General features: G+C 35.1%; 11 protein-coding genes. 4 read left to right on the forward strand and 7 right to left on the reverse strand.

Annotated features, from left to right (window positions below):
* Positions 1-6: 6 nt before the first annotated feature.
* Positions 7-6,978: a leucine-rich repeat domain-containing protein gene (locus AC1RRQ_RS11840; protein WP_493023232.1), complete on the reverse strand. Its 6,972-nt coding sequence runs from the start codon at positions 6,976-6,978 to the stop codon at positions 7-9.
* Positions 6,979-7,283: 305 nt separating this feature from the next.
* Between AC1RRQ_RS11840 and AC1RRQ_RS11845 the strand changes: the two genes are divergently transcribed.
* Positions 7,284-7,841 (forward strand): ATP-binding protein, encoded by a 558-nt coding sequence (locus AC1RRQ_RS11845; protein ID WP_493023233.1) that lies wholly within the window; start codon positions 7,284-7,286, stop codon positions 7,839-7,841.
* Positions 7,842-7,873: 32 nt separating this feature from the next.
* Here AC1RRQ_RS11845 and AC1RRQ_RS11850 read toward each other — a convergent pair whose 3' ends face one another.
* The 6 genes from AC1RRQ_RS11850 to AC1RRQ_RS11875 all read right to left on the reverse strand — a co-directional run bounded on the left by AC1RRQ_RS11850 (position 7,874) and on the right by AC1RRQ_RS11875 (position 17,301).
* Positions 7,874-9,697 (reverse strand): alkaline phosphatase, encoded by a 1,824-nt coding sequence (locus tag AC1RRQ_RS11850; protein ID WP_493023234.1) that lies wholly within the window; start codon positions 9,695-9,697, stop codon positions 7,874-7,876.
* A gap of 393 nt (positions 9,698-10,090) precedes the next feature.
* Positions 10,091-11,626, reverse strand: a complete 1,536-nt coding sequence (locus tag AC1RRQ_RS11855; protein WP_493023236.1) for a RagB/SusD family nutrient uptake outer membrane protein — start codon at positions 11,624-11,626, stop codon at positions 10,091-10,093.
* A 20-nt stretch (positions 11,627-11,646) separates the two neighbouring features.
* Positions 11,647-15,030: a SusC/RagA family TonB-linked outer membrane protein gene (locus AC1RRQ_RS11860; RefSeq protein ID WP_493023237.1), complete on the reverse strand. Its 3,384-nt coding sequence runs from the start codon at positions 15,028-15,030 to the stop codon at positions 11,647-11,649.
* A gap of 126 nt (positions 15,031-15,156) precedes the next feature.
* On the reverse strand, positions 15,157-16,074 hold the full coding sequence (locus tag AC1RRQ_RS11865; RefSeq protein ID WP_493023238.1) for a FecR family protein: 918 nt from the start codon (positions 16,072-16,074) through the stop codon (positions 15,157-15,159).
* Between the two features lie 115 nt (positions 16,075-16,189).
* Positions 16,190-16,747, reverse strand: a complete 558-nt coding sequence (locus AC1RRQ_RS11870; RefSeq protein WP_493023239.1) for an RNA polymerase sigma-70 factor — start codon at positions 16,745-16,747, stop codon at positions 16,190-16,192.
* A gap of 308 nt (positions 16,748-17,055) precedes the next feature.
* Positions 17,056-17,301 carry a hypothetical protein gene (locus AC1RRQ_RS11875; protein WP_493023240.1) on the reverse strand — a complete coding sequence of 82 codons (246 nt, stop codon included), beginning with the start codon at positions 17,299-17,301 and terminating at the stop codon, positions 17,056-17,058.
* Between the two features lie 433 nt (positions 17,302-17,734).
* On the opposite strand from AC1RRQ_RS11875, the gene AC1RRQ_RS11880 reads away from it, so the two are divergent.
* The 3 genes from AC1RRQ_RS11880 (at position 17,735) to AC1RRQ_RS11890 (ending at position 20,046) form a co-directional block, all read left to right on the forward strand.
* Positions 17,735-18,328, forward strand: a complete 594-nt coding sequence (locus AC1RRQ_RS11880; protein ID WP_493023241.1) for a hypothetical protein — start codon at positions 17,735-17,737, stop codon at positions 18,326-18,328.
* Positions 18,329-18,737: 409 nt separating this feature from the next.
* Complete coding sequence (locus AC1RRQ_RS11885) at positions 18,738-19,082, forward strand: hypothetical protein (protein ID WP_493023242.1); 345 nt, start codon at positions 18,738-18,740, stop codon at positions 19,080-19,082.
* A gap of 460 nt (positions 19,083-19,542) precedes the next feature.
* Positions 19,543-20,046 (forward strand): DUF4625 domain-containing protein, encoded by a 504-nt coding sequence (locus AC1RRQ_RS11890; protein WP_493023243.1) that lies wholly within the window; start codon positions 19,543-19,545, stop codon positions 20,044-20,046.
* The last annotated feature ends 4 nt before the right edge of the window (positions 20,047-20,050 follow it).

Genomic DNA, 20,050 nt, shown 5'->3' on the forward strand with positions numbered 1-20,050 from the left:
GTGAGTTTATTGTATTAACATTTTTCCTTTAAAAATTCCCGGTTTCGCTCCATTTTGAACTTCGATCGTGTAGAAATAGATTCCCGAAGCAAGATTTTTGCGCTGGAATGTAAATTCATGATTTCCTGCTGCTGCATCAAGATCAGCTTGTACATGAACCGTTCTTCCTTGTATATCAAAAACCTTTAATGTCGCTTTTCCTGCATTTTCAGCTAAATGGTATTGAATAACCGTTTTGTCTGTAAATGGATTTGGATAATTGGAAATTGAAACGGCGTCATTTGCTTCTATATCACCAACTCCCAAAGTTTTTGCAATTTTATAGCTCAATGCGTTTGCTTCTCCGTTTGAAATCATAGCAGAACCAATGGTTGTTTGAGAAGAAACTTTTGCAATGGCTTGTTTACCCGAAAGTGATTTATCCATAGAAAAACCGGCAATACTAATTTCTCCGTCACGTTCTGCGACTGAAACAGTGTAACCAAGACTGGAAAGAAGCTCTTTTGTTTCGGCTTTATTACCGCCTTTTAAACGAATATCAAATGCTGCTGTCGAAGCGGCCTGATTGTCGATATAAAGCGTATTATCTTCAATACTCAAAATAACATCTTCATTTCCTGCTAAAGCCATACGTTTTGAACTTGATGGAATTTCAAGTGATCCTGCCTGAATTTTATTAATCAATAAAATAATATCCAGTACATTCAGGTTTTTATCCTTATTAATATCGGCTGCACCATAATTAAAGAATTTTGGTTTCTGGCTTAAAGTGTAATTTAAAGTCGACTGAATATCCAGAATATTAACGATTCCGTCTAAATTAGAATCGCCTTCTCTATACGTAATTGTGTACGTCAATACACTGTTTCTGGCAGTTCCTGCAATTTGTCTTAATTCTAAAGTCTGGTTGTTTAGAACATTCCATTCGCTTAAAATATTCATAAGTTTAATGCCTTCTTCCGTAACCGAAACAGTCTGGAAATAGTCTTTTAAGGTCATATTATACGACTGAGTGGCATTGAAAACCGAAGTCGTATGATCGTAATGATTGATCTTTTGGTCTTTTAAAACTGCATTTAAGTTTAAAGGCAATTCTCCCAAATTAATTTTCTGACGATCGATTTTAAAACTCACCGCTGGTAAAAATGCAGCGTCGATTCCTGTCAATTCATTTTCAGAAAGATCGATTGTTTTTACTTTAGTTACTTGCGATAAACTCTGAGGAATTGCTCCTTTCAGTTTGTTTTTAGCTAAATTCAGATTCTGTAACTCACTGAATTTTCCAATTTCGGCACTAATATTTCCAGTTAAGTTATTATCAGGAAGATTGATCGATACTACGTGTCCGTCGTTTGTTGTAACTCCTTTCCATTTCTTTTCGTGAAGATTGTTTGATGAAGTATCCCAAACATCTTTCCATCCTGAACCTCCTGCACTTTGGAAAAAGGCAACTAATGCGTCATATTCCGAAGCTATTAAAGGCGTTTCAGAACCGTCTGCAATTCCTTTAAACTGCAAATAAGTTCCCTGCGAAGTTCCGTTTTTCTGCCAAATCGCAATTTTAGCACCAGCCGGAATACTCGCAACAGAAATATTAGGGAATGTAATGGTATTGTCTACCGCCGTTGCTTCAGAAATTTTAAAGTTATTTGCCTGTAGTTCAAATTGATATTTACCTGCATAATCCTGCGTTGTTTCGTTATATGTGGTAATAGCCGGAAGATCGACTACTATTTCGTCGCCTTTTAAATAAAGATATTGATCTTTTGCAATAACTTGTCCTCTTAAGTTGATGTACACTTTAGCCAAATCATACGTAAACGGCTTTTCTAAAGCATCAAAACCATTGTTTGAAAGGTCGATTTGTTCGATATTTTCGAAGTCATTTAAATGCCCAGGAATTGTTCCTTTGAACTGGTTTCCTGCAACAGAAATTTTCTTCAATCCTGAAATCGCGGACAAAACAGGTAATGTTCCTTGAAATTTATTCGATTGTAAATTAAGTGTTTTAAGATTTGTCAATCTTCCTAAATCTGACGGAATCGATCCTTCAACGGCATTCGACTGCAAGTTTAAAGTCTCTAAATAAGCCAGATCCGATAACTCAGCAGGAAGTGTTCCTGATAAATTATTAGCCGCTAAACTCAACGAAACTACGTGTCCGTCTCTTGTTCCTACTCCGTACCAGCTTACTTCATGAAGTTTGTTTTGCGAAATATCCCATTTCTGAGTCCATTGCGCTCCGTTTGTACTTGCGTAGAATTTCTTTAGAATTTCAAATTCAGCGTCAGCTAATGGTTTTCCAAAAATGACCTGAGTATAATTAATTCTTGTTCCCTGAGCCGATCCGTCGTTTTGTTCAATTCTAATCTGATCCGTTAATTTGATTCCGAATAAAGCGATGTCTTTAAAAATTAATTTTCCTTCGCTGTTTGAATAGTTCGACGCTTTATTTACACCATTAATAAAAAGGGTAAAATGGTTTTTATTGTTGATAACACCGCCGTTTGCATTAAATAAAAACGTTGATAACGTTGGCAGGTTTATAACCAGTTCGTTTGCTCCAACCTCGATTGTTGGAATCGTAATGGTTTGATTGGTAAAATCGACTGTTTTTAAAAGCGGTAAATGCACCAAAGCTTCATCTGCATCTTCTATAGTATTATTAGCTAAATACAACGTTTTTAAAGCCTGCAGTTTATTCCATGAAGAGGGTACAATGCCTTTTAACTTCGTATATCTTAAGTCTAAAGATTCTAAAGATTCAAGTCCTGAGAAAATTGCTAAATCTGTAGTACTTAAGTTTTTTGTATAGCTTCCTCCGTATAAAGAAAGGTTTTTTAAATATTTTAAATTGGCAAAAGAGGCCGGGATTGTTCCCGTAACATTCGAATTATTATTAAGGTTTAATCCTGTAATATGTCCGTTTTGAATGCTTACTCCATACCACGCGCCTTCATGCAGATTGTTTTCTGTAGTAACCCATTTGTTAGACCAGTTTGTACCGTTCATTGCATTATGAAAATCAACTAAAGCCTGATATTCTGCATCCGGAATTTTTGGCTGATCCACTTTTACATTGGTAAAATAAACTCTGGAATCGTAAGCAGTGGCAGAACCGCCTTCGTAATCCTGATACAAATACAACTCATCGCCTGTTTTTAAGGTCGAAAGATAATCAGCCGGAATGGTTATGGTTCCGTCTCCGGCAACTCTTAAATTGTTTCCTACCTGATTTCCTTTTAAGAATAATCTAAAAGGTCTTTGTGCCGAAAAATCATTCGAAGCTCTGTTGTACAATACTATATTTGGCAGATTGCTTACTTTTACATCGTTTCCTTCATATAAAAAATTAGGAATACTTAAGGTTTGCGAAGTCAATTCTAAATTTACCTGACTTGGTAATAATGCCTGAATAGTCGAAAGTTTATTGCTTGTAATACTTAAAATCTGTAAAGCAGTATTTTTTTCCAGATCTTTAATAAGCACTTCAATCTGATTATAAGAAAGATTTAAAGTGGCTAATTTGGCCAGATTTCCTGTTGAAACGGGAATTGTTTTTATTTGATTATAAGATAAATTCGCCGTCACTAAACTTTCCATACCGCCAAAATCTTCAGGCAAAGCAGTAAGCGCATTGTTATTTAAATATAATGTATTTACTTTTTTCAGCTTATTCCATGATGCTGGAAGATCGCCTTTAATTTTAGTATATCTTAAATCTAAATATTCGAGATTTTCAAGTTCAGATAAAACACTCAAATCAGTTGTGCTTAAATCTTTTGTATAACTGCCGCCATAAAGAGAAAGTGTTTTAAGATATTTTAAATCTTTTATCGAAGCCGGAATTGCTCCTGTAACACTGCTGTTGTTATTTAAATTAAGACCTGTAATATGTCCGTTTTCGATACTCACGCCGTACCACGCACCTTCATGTAAATTGTTTGTGGCAACTTCCCATTTATTGTTCCATTTTGTACCGTTCATTACCGTATAGAAATCAACCAATGCCTGATACTCTGAATCTGGGATTTTTGGCTGATCTACTTTTATATTTACAAAATTAACGGTCGAATAATACGAAACACTTCCTGTTGAGGAGTCGTATTGCTGATACAAATAAAAACTATCTCCGGTTTTTATAGAAGCCAGATAAGAAGCCGGAATGGTAACGCTTCCATCAGCTGCTGCCGTAATATTACTTCCAACCTGATTTCCTCCTACATAAACTCCGAATGGTCTGCGGGCCGAAAAGTCGTTTTTGGTTCTGTTGTAATGAACAATATTAGGCAGGGTTTCGATTTTTACATCGGCACCTGTATAAACTAATCCTTCCACATTTATACTTTGATAATGCAGCGCTAAGTTAACCTGACTGTTAAGCAGTCCTGCAATATCTGAAACGCTGTTATTTGAAAGGGTTAGAGTTCTTAAAGAAGCTATATTTTCAAGCTCTTTTATCAACACGCCGACTTTATTTTCAGATAGATTAAGTGTTACTAATTTGGTCAAATTACCTATCGATGCCGGAATGGCTTTTATCTGGTTATTTGGAATTTCAAGCGTTACCAGATTTTCCATTAAACCAATATCTGTTGGTAAAGCCGTCAATGCGTTGTAACCTAAATAAGCTGTTTTTAGTTGTTTAAGTTTACTCCACGATGCAGGAATATCACCTTTAATTTTACTGTATCTAAAATCTATAGATTCTAAAGCCGTTAATTCACCAATAACATTTAAATCTGTTGTGCTTAAATCTTTGCTGTAACTTCCGGCATAAAAAGATAGATTTTTAAGATAAGTTAAGTTGGAAATCGAAGCCGGAATTGCTCCCGAAACACTCGAAATATTATTAAAGTTAAGACCTGTAATATGTCCGTTTTCAATACTTACTCCGTACCATGCACCTTCGTGCAGGTTATTTTCGGCGATGTTCCATTTATTGTTCCAGCGTACTCCTCCCATTGCATTGTAAATATCAACCAAAGCCTGATATTCTAAATCCGGAATTTTTGGCTGATCTACTTTTACATTTACAAAATTGACTCTTGAATAATAGGAAACACTTCCTGTTGATGAATCGTACTGCTGATACAAATTGAACGAATCTCCGGTTTTGATAGAAGCTAAATAAGATGCAGGAATGGTCACGCTTCCGTCTGCAGCAGCGGTTACGTTACTTCCTATTTGATTTCCTCCTACATACACTCCAAATTCTCTTCTGGCCGAAAAGTCATTTTTTGTTCTGTTATAATAAACCGTGTTTGGCAGGTTTTCGACTTTTAAATCAGCTCCTGTATATACAATTCCTTCAACATTCGTGTTTTGATAATGAAGCTGTAAATTAACCGAACTGCTTAATAATGCCGCTATATTTGATATGTTGTTGCTTGCCAGATTTAAGGTCTTTAAAGTGGTTATATTTTCCAATTCTTTGACCATAACCTCGATTTGATTATCGGACAAATTCAGCGTAACAAGATTTGCCAAGTTGCCTATAGAGGCCGGAATCGATTTTATTTGGTTATAAGGAGCTTCTAAAGTAACAAGGCTTTCCATTTCTCCTAATTCTTCGGGTAATCCTTTAAGTGAATTGCTATAGAAATAGATTGTTTTTAGTTTTTTTAATTTACTCCATGAAGATGGAACTGCACTTTCGATTCGGCAATATCTCATGTCGAGCGTTTCCAGAGACTGTAATTCTGATAAAACATTTAAGTCTGTCGTACTAAGGTTTTTAGAATAACTTCCTGCATAAAGCGAAAGATTTCGAAGGTATTTTAAATTCCCAAATGAAGCCGGAATCGAACCCGAAACATTGCTCGTATTATTTAAATTTAATCCGGTGATGTGTCCGTTTTCGATACTTAAACCTGTCCAGGCACCTTCGCTTAAATTATTTTCGTTAATGTCCCATTTGTTGTTCCAGTTACTGCCGCCCATCGCATTATAAAAATCGACTAAGGCCTGATATTCAATAGTAGAAACTCCCGGCTGATTTACTTTTACGTTTGTAAAATAAACTCGGCTGTAATACGAAACACTTCCTGTTCCAGAATCATACTGTTGATATAAGTATACTTCATCACCATTTTTTAAAGAAGATAAATAAGATGCTGGAATGGTCAAACTGCCGTCTGCAGTCATTGTTGCATTTCCAATTTCACTGCCGCGAACGTAAACCGCAAATTGTCTTTTGGCAGAAAAATCATTTTTGGTTCTGTTATAAGTAACAATATTTGGCAGATTGTCTATTTTTAAATCGGTTCCTTTATAGGTTAGATTTTCAATACTAACTGTTTGGTAATGCAGGCTTAGACTTACATTACTTGGTAATAATCCTGCAATCGTATTGATTTTGTTGCTGGTTAAGTTTAAAGTCCTTAGAGCCGTTAAATTCTCTAATTCTTTTATTAAAACCGATATCTGGTTATCTGAAAGTTCGGCGGTTACTAAACTTTCCATCTGCCCAAATTCCGGAGCTAATCCGGTTAAGGCATTATTGCTTAAATATAGGGTTTTAAGTTTTTTTAATTTTCCCCATGATGACGGAACAATTCCTTTTAACTTACAGTATCTTAAATCTAAGGATTCTAAAGCTTCTAATTCTGAAAAAACACTTAAATCGGTTGTGCTTAAGTCTTTTGCATAACTGCCTCCGTAAATTGCAAGGGTTTTTAAAAATTTCAAATTTCCAAAAGAAGCCGGAATTGCGCCAGAAATATTACTGGTGTTGTTAAGATTGATCGCTGTAACGTGTCCGTTTTCGACCGTTACGCCATACCACGGCACTTCATGTAAATTATTCTCTTTTGTATTCCATTTATTGGTCCAGTTTGCTTCACCAGTTGCTTTATAAAAATCAACCAATGCCTGATATTCTGAATCCGGAATAGGAATATTAAAATTGTTTTTTGCCGCAAATAAAGAAAGACTGCTAAATAAGATCAGCAATCCAATAAGTAGTTTTTTCCTCATAGATTAATGTTTAAAATCCAGTATTTTAAGAAGATACCTTTTGTTAAAAAATCGGACTAAAAGTAGGAAAAACTTTTCTTTTGTTATGTTAAATAATAAACATTAAACCCAAATTACTTATTATCAAATAGTTAAAAACACAAATTACCTGATTACAGGTAATTTATAATCAAAATAAATAATGATTTTTCAGATGTCATTTAAAGCCATTATTAATTGATGTTTTTTATAGTTTAATTACAGAAAATACAGCCTCGAACGCTTAAAAAGATTTTGTAATATTGACCCGATAAATAGTATAAAAAATGAAAATCCATATTTTTGGCGCATCCGGAAGCGGCGTAACAACAACTGGTAACGCATTAGCAGAAAAACTGAATTTAAAATATTTTGACAGTGATGCGTATTTCTGGCAAACCACTGATATTCCTTTTACTGTAAAAAGAAATCTTGAAGAAAGAAATTCTAAAATAAAAATGGATCTCGAAAATTCAGAAAGCTGGATTCTGGGCGGTTCTGTTTTTCAATGGGGAGAAAATGTTTTTCCTGATTATGACCTGGTTGTGTATTTATGGATTCCGCCGGCAATTAGAATGGAACGGCTGAAAAAGAGAGAATTTGAAAGATATGGAAATGTCATTTATACAAATCCAGACCGAATAAAACAGTTTGAAGATTTTATAGAATGGGCCGCCGATTATGATAACCATACCGGAATTGCCAACAGAAATTTTCAGGCTCACAAAAATTGGTTAGCCTCAATCGATTTTCCTGTTTTAGATATTTCGGGCGATCTCACTTTACAGCAAAGAATTGATCTTATATTGGAAAAAATTGAAACAATAAACAAAAAGCCCCTGTAATAACAGGGGCTTTTATTGAAAGAGATAGAGAATTACTTTTTAAAAAGCGCTTCTAAAATCTTAGTATAAATTTCGTTGTTTTGGTAAACGCCCATAAAGTTTTGAGCGCCTGCGCCATAAGCAAAAACCGGAACCGGAACTGCTGTATGATCGTTTGTGCTGAAACTTCCGTGAACGTATCCTTTTTCGATACTTCCGTCGATTAACGATAAACCGCCCGTTTCGTGATCTGCCGTTACAATTAAAAGAGTTTCCGGATTATTGTCTACAAATTCCATTGCCTGCCCTACTAATTTGTCAAAATCAAGCATTTCGCGTACCACATATTCTACATTATTTCGGTGTCCGCCGTAATCAATCTGAGCGCCTTCGGCCATGATAAAAAACGGATTTTTTGTTTTTGCAAAAGTACTGGTCGCTTTTGCCAATGATTTGGTTAAGAAATCGCCTCTTCCGTCTTTCATAGAAACTACGGCGGCATCTTCTAAAACGACAAATCTGTTGTTTTTAATGGTATCCAGAGAACTGAATTTATCTGAGAAAGTATATCCTTTTTCAATCAATGCTTTAGACAAGTCTTTTCCGTCTTTTCTCAATATAAATTCTTTCTGTCCTCCCCCAATTAAAATATCCGACGGATTCGATAAGAAATCATTGGCAATAGGCTCGCTGTAACTTCTTTCCGGCTGATGTGCATAAAAAGCGGCCGGAGTGGCATCTGTAATATTTCCGGCAGAAATAATAGCCGTTTTATAATTTTTCTTTGCTAATTGCTGTGTAATTAATTCCAAAGATTTTCCGTTTTCGTCAACGCTTATAAACCTGTTATTGGTTTTATGACCTGTTGCCATTGCCGTTGCTCCCGCAGCAGAATCGGTAATATAACTGTCTGATGCTTTGGTTATAGAAAGTCCCTGAGTTGGAATATTAAAAAGGCTTAACTGCCCTTTATTGGCCGTGTAACCCGAATAAATCTGGGTTAATCCCATTCCGTCGCCAATTAACAGAATAACATTTTTAGGTTTCTTTTTGGCGAAAGCCGAAGCATTTTTAGGAATGTAAGCCTGATGAAATTCGGTATTTTGGAAAAATGTTGATTTGATGTTATTGATAAAATGCGTCAATTCTGAAACCGTATCTGTTCCAATATAATCTACTTTTAAATTCATCAATGTCATCCAGGTATTTACATTATCCTGTGTTCCCCAAAATCTTATTTTTTTATTCTGATTGTGGACTTTTTTAATTGTTGACTGAATTTTTTCTAAATCGGTTTGTGTTAAAACACCTTTTCCGTTCCAAACGGTTAGTTCATGCAAATCTTCACTGATCATTTCTACACGTGCCAATTGGTCTGCTGTGTAGTTTTCGTTCAGCCTTCCGTCAAAATAAATAAATTCAGGATAAGATGTCCATTGCGCCGGATTTGGTCTGTTTCCGGAAATCACAATTTTAATGTTTTTATTGGCAATAATATCCGGATAGGTTTTTAACTGCTGGGCAATTACTTTTAAAGTCGAATCGGCATCCGACTTAATATCAATCATTAAAATTAAAGGTTTATTACTTGGATACGCTTTTGCTCCCAGATTCTTTAGTTTTGAAGAAAGCGGTTCCAGATATAAACTTTTAAGGGTATTGTGCTGCGCAATTTCTTTTGAAGTATGCGCTACAAATAATTCGTTGTTAACTAAAAAAACATCGGCTTCGATAACACCCGTTTCGTTAGAATACGCTCCGTAAAAAGGAAGCGAACTGGCATAATCGTTATACGAATGAATGTTTGATGAACTGTATTCCTGAGCTTGTACAATCAGGAAAAACGAAAGGCAAAAAAGGGTGAATATTTTTTTCATTGAAATGATTTTTTATTAAAGCTGTTTATTTTTTGCCACAGATTAAGAGAATTGAAATGATTTTTGAATTATTTTATGTACAGGTTTCTGCCACGAATTATTTTTTGATTTTTGCGAATAAAATTTGTGGAAATTCGTGCAATTCGCGGCTGAAAAAATTCTTTTTAATCCCTTAATCTGTGGCTAAAAAAATAATAATAACCAGCCCTTTAAAAAAGACTGGTTTTATGGTATATGCTGATTTTTATTTTTCTTTTTTACAATCTGCAGACTCCACAACAAGCCTGCAGCGTAAAAAAAACTAAACAAACAAACTAATTAAATTGTTAATGGTTAGTTGTTAATTGATAATTGATAATTGATAATTAACAATTGTCAATTATTAATTAATTTTTACCATCCTTTATTTTGAAACAAAGCTCCTTTGCTTACTGCGATTTCATCTGGTGGTATTGGCCAAACATGGTGAATAGCAGGATTGAAATTACGAGCCGGATAAATTACACTTCCGTTATAGTGGTGCAATGGTTTAGCATAAGCATCCTTAGCATCTCCCCAACGTACTAAATCGAAATGACGGTCTGTCCACTCGCCTGCTAACTCGCAGCGTCTTTCTCTTTTTAAATCGACCATTGTTGCTCCTGCAATATCTCCAAGACCTGCACGACGGCGAATCATATTGATTTCGGTATCTGCGTTTTGTCCTTTCATTAATTTTGCTTCAGCCAGCATTAAAATGACATCGGCATAACGTAAAAGAGGTACGTTTAAAGCTGTTGAAGGTTTGTCACCGTTGGCATTTACATAACGAATATCAACCGCTCCTGAACCTGTTTTTGGATAACTAAACGGCTCCATGTATTTTTTAAACTGATATCCTGTTCTGTTACTTGAACTTACCACATTTTTACCTTCGTTAAAAGTAACTACTTCACCAAAATACGTGAATTTATCTCCTTTTTGAAGTATGGTAGCGCTTCTTCTTTTATCTGTTGGATCATAAGTATCAAACAATTCTTTCGTAGGGTAAAAATTTCCCCAGCCGTTGTAAACTCCCCAGCCTTTATCTTCTAAACAAACTCCCGGAAAAATAGAACCCATCGAAGTGTTTTCGGCACTTGACGTTACAGACCAAATGTATTCTGTAGACCAGTTGTTTTTAATTTTAAATACGTCTTCAAAATTATCAAGCAGTTTGTGTTTACCGCTTGCCACAATCATATTGGCATATTTTATAGCATTATCATAGTCTTTTGCATACAAATACGTACGAACTAAATATCCCCACGCCGCTGTTTTATGGGCACGTCCGTAATTATCCGGCGTAAGCTCGTTGAAATACGGCAGTAAATCAGCCGCTTTAATTAAATCGGCAGCGATGTAAGCGTAGTTTTCTGCTACGTTTTTAGCACGAGGCACATAAACGTTTGTTGGGTTTGCTCTGTCCTGAATTGGAATTCCCGCACGATCATCTCCATAATGGTAAGCCAATTCTAAATGCATTACGGCATGGTTGAAATATGCTTCTCCTAACATTCCGTTTTTTGTTTTTTCGTCTAATGGAATATTCGGAATATTACGGATTACGTCGTTGCAGCGTTTCATGATTTCGTAGTGAATTCTCCAGATATCTTTCGTATCAGATTCGGCTCCGTCTACAATAAAATTTTTGATACGTTCTGCATTTTGTCTTGGTTTTGTTCCGATGTCGTCGCTGGCGTTGTTTAACCAAAAGAAACCGCGGCCGTACATATTATCATCAGAATACAAAGCGTAAATCGAATTTACTCCTGCTTTTGCATCGGCCGGAGTCTTCCAGAAATTACCGCTTGACGGTGCACCCTGAGGCACGACATCAAGTTCGCTTTCGCAAGCTGAAGTGCTTACCAAAAGCACAAAACTCAATAATAAAAGACTTAAATTTTTCATTTTGTTAGTTTTATATTTTTTTAAAAAGTAGCGTTGACACCTGTCATATAAATGCGGGAAAGCGGATATTTACCTACGTCCATTCCGAAGTTTTTAAGCCCCACTTCAGGATCCATTCCAGAATAATTGGTAATCGTAAACAAGTTTTGTCCTGAGATAAAGAATCTCAATTTTGCTTTTCCGTTCAGCCAGCTTTCTTTAACCGTATAACCAATAGAAACGTTTTTTAATCTTAAGAAAGAAGCATCTTCAATATAAAAATCAGAGATTCGTCCGAAGTTATTGTTGTTGTCTGTTGAGGAAAGTACCGGAATATTAGTATCTGTATTCGTTGGCGACCAAGCATTTTTAGAATCAGCCAATAAGTTATATCCTGGGAAAGAAGCATTTAAACCCGTGTGTTTAACCGCGTTGAAAACACTATTTCCTGCTGCACCGCTTAAAAAGATATTCATATCGAAACCTTTGTATCTAAAATTGGTGTTTAAACTGAATGTTGTTTTCGGGAACGGACTTCCTAATACTACTCTGTCGCTGTTGTTGATAACGCCATCTCCGTTTTCATCTTTAAATTTAATATCTCCTGCAACTGCATTTGGCTGATACGCCACGCCATTAGCATTTACATACGCTTTTGCTTCGGCCGTGCTTTGAAATAATCCGTCTGTTGCATATCCGTAGAAAGCGCCAACCGGACTTCCAACCTGATAAATATTAGCCAAAGGCAAACTACGAACTCTGCTTAAGTTTAAAGGCTCTAATGAAGTCAAATCGTCTTTAATAGAAACAATTTTGTTGCTCAAAAATGCCGCATTTGCTGTAATATCATATTTGAATTCGCCGCGTGTTTTTTGGTAGGTTAAACTTATCTCAATACCTTTATTTTCAACATCTCCAGAGTTTACAATTCTTCCTAGAGGCGTTCCTGAAACTCCTGGCAACTGGTCACGAACTAACATGTCTTTATTTTTTTTCACGTAAGCATCTACAGATCCTGTCAAACTATTGTTGAACATCGTGAAATCAAGACCTAAGTTAGTCTGCTCAGAGCTTTCCCATTTTAAATTTGGGTTAGATAATTCGCTTTCTGCATAACCGTAATTAATAGTTGGCGTTGCTCCTATTAAAGCCTGAGTCTGCGTTAAAGGCACACTAAACTGATACGGTCCAAGGTTTCCTAAATTTCCTATTTGTCCCCAGCTTGCACGAAGTTTTAAATTGCTTACAATTGGGTTAATCCCCTGCATAAATCCTTCTTCAGAAATTAACCATCCTGCCGAAACTGACGGATATACTTTCCAACGGTTATTTGATAATAGTTTTGAAGTTCCGTCACGGCGTATAATTCCTGAGAATAAATATTTTTGATTGAAATCGTAGTTTAATCTTCCCACATATGATGAGATAATTTCATCTGACAGACCTGCTCCTGTCTGCTGGATTAATTTTGCATTTAATAAATAACGCTGTGATGGATCTTCGTTATCAAAACCAGTTCCTTCAATGGTATAAAAATCTCTTTTTGTTTCCTGATACGTATATCCGGCTAAAGCTTTAAAATTATGTTTCCCTAATGATTTCTCATACGAAATAGTCTGCTCGCTCAATAAATCCGTAATCGTCATGGACTTTTTTGTCAATCTGTTGAAATCGAATATTTTTCCCGGTTCTGTAATTTTAACCGCAAAATCTGTTGCGTTATCTTGTATTCTGGTATAACCCCAGTTTGTTTTTACTTTTAATCCCTGAACGATTTCCCACTCTGCATACGGATTAACTAATACCGTCGAAACAGGATTTCTGTTGTCTAATCTTTTTAAATACGCCACCGGATTGATTACGTCTCCGTAAGAACCAATGTATTTTTCCGGAACTCCTCCAAATTGTCCAGAACCGTCTTCTCTATAAATTGTAGCATTTGGCGGATAAAAAACAGCTGCTAAAATGGCTCCTGTATAAGCACTTGCTGTATTTGCAGTCTGCCCATCCGTTAAGGAATACGATAAATTTTCTCCAATGGTAAAATTATCTGCCAGTTTAAATGATGAGTTCGCTCTTACTGTATAACGATTCCCGAAAGTATTTAATAATATCCCTTCGTTTCTTCTGTAACTTCCTGAAAGAAAGAAATTTGATTTTTCTGTTTTTCCATTTACCGAAAGCGATAAATCCTGAATTTCTCCTGTACGGAAAATTTCATCCATCCAGTTTGTTTTTGTTGTTCTTGCTGTTGGTTCAAAAGCAGGATCAAAAGCAGGAATTCTAGGTAATCCGGCATTATCTCTGGCCGTATTCATGGCATCAGCATATTCGGCTGCGTTTAAAACATGAAGCTTTTTTGCTACATTTTGAAAACCTCCCTGATAATTTACATTTACATTAATACGATCTGAAACTCCTTTTTTAGAAGTAATTAAAATAACTCCTCCAGAAGCTCTTGCTCCATAAATTGCCGCAGAAGCCGCATCTTTCAAGACACTGATCGAAGCAATATCATTTGGGTTTAAAGTGTTTAATGAACCGCTGTAAATGATTCCGTCTAAAACAATTAACGGAGTTTCGGCATTTAAGGATCCAATACCACGAATATTAATAGTTGGCGAAGCCGTTGGGTCACCACCGTCGTTAATAACCGTAACACCGGCTACAGTTCCCTGCAATAATTCTCCGGCATTGTTGTACGTTCTGCTTGAAACTTCTTTCATAGAAACTGAACCTACAGATCCTAAAACTTCATTTTTCTTCACACTTCCGTATCCCATTACCACAACTTCCTGAAGCTGTTTTACATCGGCTGCTAATTTTACGGTAATTGTAGAAGTCTGACTTACTTTTACTTCCTGCGTAACATATCCTACGTAAGAGAAAATAAGCTGTGCCTCGGCAGCATTTACTTCCAGTTTAAATGTTCCGTCAAAGTCTGTTGCGGTAGCTGCGGTTGAAAATTTGTCTTTAATTCCAACTCCTGGTAATGGCATATTATCGTCTCCGCCATAAACAGTACCTGAAATGGTAATTTTATTTTGATCTGATGCCGCAACTTTCTGCGTTTTTTTAATCACGATATTATTGCTTACAATTTCATATCGAAGCGAAAAATTACCGCATATTTTATCTAATGCCTGCTCAAGGCTAACATTAGTAAGCTTTAAACTTATTTTCTGGTTGGTATTAACTTGGTTTGATTCGTACATAAAGTGTACGTTGGCTTGATTTTCAATTTTTTGAAAAACATTCTTTAAACTTTCATTTTCTACTTTTAACGTTACTTTTTTATCAAAATCAACATTTTCGGCTTGTATTAATCCGGTAAAAAACAAAGCAATAAATAAGATTACTTTTGTCCTAAAAGCTTTTTTAATGCTCTGACATTTTGCGACGTACCGCATTTGTTTTTCATTCATAGTTTTGGGTTTTAGAATTTTAGATTTTTGACTTTAGATTGTAGATTTTAGACTTTAGACTTTAGATTTTAGATTAACTCATAATTCATAACTTATAATTTATAACCCTTAACATCTCTGTAAAAACTATTCAATTTTATAAACTCCTGCATCCAGTTTATAGCTGGCATTGATGATATTGCATACCAATGCCACGACCTGATCTGCAGACAGGTCTTTGAAATAGCCGTTAATTTTGAGTGTATTTAAATTTTTATTTTTGATTTCGATTGCTACATTATAGTTTCGGTTAATTGTGGCAACAACTTCTGTTAATGGGGTATCTTCAAAAACAATGATATTCTTCCGCCACAGCGAAATAGAATTCATCGGAATATCTTTAAAAGCCTGAAGTTTGTTGTTTTTTGATTTAAAAACGACTTTCTGCCCCGGAGTTACGTATACATTTTCCTCGGTTACAGTCGATTTTACGTTTACCCTTCCGGTTAAAACCGAAACTTCTTGTGTTGTTTGATCCGGATAAGCCTGAACATTAAAACTGGTCCCGAGAACTTTGGTATCCATTTTATCGGTGTGAATTATAAAAGGATGTTTTTTGTCTTTGGCTACATCAAAAAAAGCTTCTCCGGTTAAATAAACTTCGCGTGTATCGCCTTTAAAGTCTTTTGGATATTTTAATAGACTTCCGGCATTTAACCAGATCTGTGTTCCATCGCTTAAGGTTATTTTCGAGCGTTCGCCCAGTTTTGTTGCATATTGTCTGTTCTCTACAGCCGATGCCGATTGGTAAAAAAACAAGGATAAACCAATTAGGAAAACCAGAGAGGCTGCAACCGCCCAGTTTTTATATGGCAGTGAAATAACTTGATTTGTTTTCTTTATTTGTCTTAATTCTTTTTTGAGTTTAGAACGATCTGACTGAACCGTTTCGATATCCGAAACCTCATCAGTACGATCGTACCATTTATTCCACATTTCTTGTCCTTTTGGAGAATACTTCCCCTCTAAAAAATGTTGTATTTCTTGTTTTAATTTATCAGGCATTATAATTTCTTTATGTCTTTAATAGTATGTCTTGGAAATAGAAATTTCGGGTAGGCGTGTTAGGTTACGCTTTTGTTAAGAAAAAAGCGGTCATTTAACTTTAGGGATTTCTTTGTCAATTAAATTCTCCTAAATAAGTCCGCATAAATTTCAGCGCGTAGGTAATGTGATACTTCACCGTTTCGATGGACACATTTAATTCGTCGGCAATTTCTTTATTGGAATAATGTTTAATGCGGCTGAGAATGAAAACCTCTTTCGCTTTTTTAGGAAGTAAGTCGGTGGCTTTTTCAACCGCGTCCTGAAGTTCTTCATAATAAATAGAATCTTCAGTTGTATTTGCTGCGCTGTAAACCACTGTATTTCGGTCTAAAACTTCTTGTATGTATTGGTCTGTAACCGAGTGTGATTTGATGTAATCCAGCGTTTTATAGCGTACCGAAGTGTATATATAAGCCATAAAGCTTTTTTGTATCTGAATGGTTTTGCGTCGTTCCCAAATGGTGGTGAAAACTTCCTGAACTATTTCTTCAGATATTGGTATTGATTTCATTCGCGCATAAACAAACCGAACAAGCAAATCCCGATACCGAAAATACAACTCATCAAAAGCCTTATCCCGGCCTTGTTTTAACAATTCAACAAGTTCCTCATCTGTATAACCTTTATACATAACAGTTCATTTTTGAATTATCTATTAGAAAAAAGGCATTGGCCGAAAAACAGGTTTGGAGTGTTTTCTTACGGCGCGTTCTAAATTTTAAAAATGACATATACTACAGTAGTTTGTTTTATAATATGTCTCCAAAATTAGAACTGAGGGTAGGTCGATAAGGTTACGTTTACATTAATAAAACGAATAGATTTAAAACATTATATTAACATTTAAGGCGTAGTGTTACCAATAAGATTTATATCATAAAAAAAGCGCTCCCTTATAAGAAGCGCTTTTACAACTAATATTTAAAACTGTTCTGTTTGTTATGAACCTCCGTTTCTAACAATATAAAAAAGGATTTCTTCTTCTAGTTCCTTAGACAGGTTTTCACACTCTAATTGCTGACGAAAATTTTTTTCAAATTTTTTCTTATAAATTTCAGCATTCACAATGCTGTTACAATAGTCATCGCAGATCGTTTTAAACCGATCATCGATTAAATACATCTTTCTCATCGATTCGAAATATTCTGCAAATTTAACATTGTATAGTTCGTCAGGTAGGGACATAGTTGTAAAGTTTAAATACTTATTAATCTACTGCAATTTGAGTTTTTCAATTACTACTCTTATTCTGAATGAGCATAATTACTAGTGAAATTATTTTTAATTAAATTCTTCAAAATTTTCCGTTTTCCAGTTTCTGTTAAAAGCAGCGGTTTCTGGTCCGTAAAATTATTTAGATGATTAACTATCAAAACATTACCAAAGTTATTACCACCAATCCCTTTTAAATTATTATTAGACCTCCAAAAAGGTTTCATATTATAATTTGAAACAAAGTTTATGTTTATCTCATTTTCAAAATGATCGTTTCCTAAGTTATTTGTATCACAAAAAAATTGACTGCAAAGGCAATAAATGCCCCAATAACCTGTTTTTATAATCAAGAACTAATGTGTTCAAATAATACCGCATTTATATTATCTGTAAAAAATAAAATATGAAAAAAATATTGTTTTTAATTATACTTGGCGCTTCCCTTCAGGTACATTCTCAAGAAGAAGTGAAAGGAAAATACCAGCCTATCCCGTCTAAAAATTCAGAAACTAAAGAAGTAATACCACCGGCGGCAACTTCGCCAAACGCAGAACCTCCGGCAATCCCAAAAGACCCGATTGTTTTACAAATTAATCCTGATGATCTTTTTAAGAATAACATTTTATACAAAAAAGAAGCAAACGTTGAAGGGATCTTTTACAGACGAAATGAGTATTTGGGAGGTTTTGTAACAAAATCGACTTATTCTAAGGTTCGTTATCGTGATGCAGCTTTTGTAGACGGCGATAAGATTAGAGTACTTTTAAATGATAAAGTAATCGAACCCGAAGTTTTACTTGATGGAGAATTTAAAGGTTTTAAAATAAATTTGGTGAAAGGAATTAATAAAATTGATTTTGAAGCCTTGAATGAAGGTTCAGCTTCGCCAAATACAGCCGAATTTCAGGTTTTTGATGATAAAGGAGAAGTTATAGAATCAAGTCAATGGAATGTTGGTACGGGTTATAAAGCCGTTATCATACTGTACAAAGAATAAAGCTAAGTTTTCCATAGTGATTTTACAGTGTTCTTGTAAAATCCAGAGAAGCTGTCCCAAAAAGGCAGCTTTTTTGTTGGATGGAATATTTATAATAAATTATTTATCCGTTAAAACCCCAGCAAGGTGAAATATTTATAGAAATAAAATAAGACAATTAAAAATAAGCTCCGTAGGAGCGGCATATATAAATAACTAAAATATGTCGCTCCTACGGAGCTTTATGTTTTAGACCTTTATTCTGCTATAAATATTTCGCTTCTCTGAAGCTTACAAAAAGCTGTTCTTTTCAGCCTATTTTTCATTTTTATTCTTTAAATAAGTTTTTTTACTGAAACATTGTTGCATTTACAAATAAGAATTTTATATTTGCAACTCTGTCGCATTAACCAAACGGCAATTCATCTGAATGAAAAAGAAATTAAAGTTTATTAATCTTCTTCTCCCGCTTATAGTATTGTTCGCAATATTGTTTCCGGTACTCCATTCGTATGAACATATTCACAGCCACAGTTTCGACCATAAAACGACGCAGCTCCATCATACAGCTAAAACCGAATTTAAAATTCAAAAACATTCTGAAGAATGTGCTATTTGCCATTTTAAATTCAGTCCTGTTACCTCTTTTACTTTTGAACCTTTTGAATTTTATAAAAGCAGCTTTGTAACTTCGTTTACTGCTTTCTATTCTAAAAGTTATTCCAATTACTTTAAAGGTGCTCTATTTGCGCTTCGCGCTCCTCCCAGAATTTAAATAGAAATCGTCATTCCTAAACAGAATGTTATGCTTTTGCTTTTTTATTGAGTTTTTAATTCAGGACATTATCTTGTATACTGTTGGGTATAATTTTAACACATAGTTCTCTGTTTGTTTAAATAAGTGAAACGCCTTTTTAAAACCTTTAGAACTATGTTTCTATGTGTTTAAAAAATCAACGATTTAAGATTTTATACTATCATTGAGATCTGGCAAAATCCATAACTTTTCTAAACTTATTCCAGTAAAACTACTATAATTCAATTTGGATTTTAGTCTTTGTTTTACTGCTGCAATGACGTTTTCTTACCTCAAAAACACGCTTTCGTAACCTAAATCAATTGGGTTATGTATTTGAATTTTACTTAGTGCATTTGTTTCTGAGCAGGAACCGCTATGCCCTATTCTGAAATTCGATCAAAAGCTGTTCTCGCACAGTAATCCCAAAATAATTTATATGAAAAAAGTCCAAATCAAATGGAACAGAATCAAAACTGCAAAAACAATTGTCGTTTTGGTTCTCAGCTCTCTGGTATTTACAGCCTGCAGCAGTGATAATGATGCAGTTGATACTGAATATCCGGTAATCGATATTTCGGCTTCCAATGCATTCCCGATTCAGTGCAGTCAGATAACACGTGGACAGAAAATTACATTCCGAGCTCAATTTAGCGACAATGCCACTTTAGGATCGTATAGCCTGGATATTCATCACAACTTCGACCATCATACGCACAGCACCGAAGTATCTGACTGCGAAACAGCTCCTATAAAAAAACCTGTTAATCCTTATCTGTACATCAATTCAGTTACCATTCCTGCGGGTTTAAAAAGCTACGAAGCCGTTCAGGAAATCACGATTCCGCAGGATATTGATCCGGGCGATTATCATTTCATGATCCGTTTGACAGATAAAGAAGGCTGGCAGACTATAAAAGGGTTAAGTATTAAGATTTTATAAACTG

It is taken from the genome of Flavobacterium sp. GW821-FHT12A05 (assembly GCF_058807735.1).